At 43.3% G+C, this 1067-nt stretch carries 1 protein-coding gene; it reads right to left on the bottom strand.

The features are described 5' to 3' along the window. Nucleotides 1–410: 410 nt before the first annotated feature. Nucleotides 411–1067, bottom strand: a 657-nt coding sequence (gene tnpC, locus F890_RS02210) for an IS66 family transposase (RefSeq protein WP_005265631.1), incomplete at its 5' end; no start/stop codon positions are given.

Genomic DNA, 1067 nt, shown 5'->3' with positions numbered 1-1067 from the left:
GGTACGAGGCATAGCGAATAGTAAAATTGGGTTTGGCGATTTGATTTTACTACTTCGCTATTTTTTTAAGCTAAAAGTGTCAACACACCCTACTTGTTTAATACCCCGAGGAATAATTTAATCTTGCTGTGCGTTAGTCACGTTTCTTTCTTTCAAAAGTTGATTATATCTTTCAACGTAACCGTCGTGATATTCAAGCCCTTTTGATAGGAATTTGCAGTGAAAGAATAGGCGAAACTTGTCTTAAATAATGGTAATTCCTTATCTTTAAAATAGAGAACGCCCGATGAAATTCATTAGGCGTTTACTTTAAATAAGTGTCAGCTTATTTTATAACCAGATGTACTTGTCAATCATGATTCTTTTTCTCAATTGCCTTGTAAGCGTGCGCTGAACCCCATAGCTATTTTTTAATTTTGGTCGGGTTTCCAGCGGTGCGGCAGCAATTCTTCTATTTGGCTCACTTTATGTGTCGGTAACCTTTTCAGCACATCACTTAAATAGGCATACGGATCCAAGCCATTCAGCTTTGCTGACTGGATTAAAGTCATGATATTCGCCGCTCGCTGACCACTGCGCAGCGAGCCAGCAAACAGCCAGTTCTTGCGTCCTAAGGCCCAAGGTCGCATTTGATTCTCTACCCAATTATTGCAAATCGGTAGATTGCCATCATCCAAATAGCGGCTTAAAGCTGGCCAACGCTTCAGAGTGTAATTGATCGCCTTGGCGGTGGGAGAACTCGATGGCACCGTCAGATGATGTTGGTTGAGCCATTCATACAGTTGTTGCATCACCGGTTGACTATGCTGTTGCCGGTATTCGCGGCGGTCTTCCGCTGTACTATCGGTCTTTTTCCTGAGTTCTGCTTCTATCCCATACAGTTTCTGAATCAGCACTAATGCCTGTTCAGCGACCTGACTTTTCCCGGTCACATGCAGTTCATGGAATTTACGACGTGCATGGGCCATGCAGCCCACCTCAATCACCTGGCCTGATTTAAAACGTGCTTTATAACCACTGTAATCATCACAGACTAGATAGCCCTGCCAGCCTTTCAAGAACTCTTC

This window comes from Acinetobacter sp. CIP 64.7 (genome assembly GCF_000369745.1).
Classification (GTDB): domain Bacteria; phylum Pseudomonadota; class Gammaproteobacteria; order Pseudomonadales; family Moraxellaceae; genus Acinetobacter; species Acinetobacter fasciculus.
This window is presented reverse-complemented; position numbering and strand designations above follow the sequence as displayed.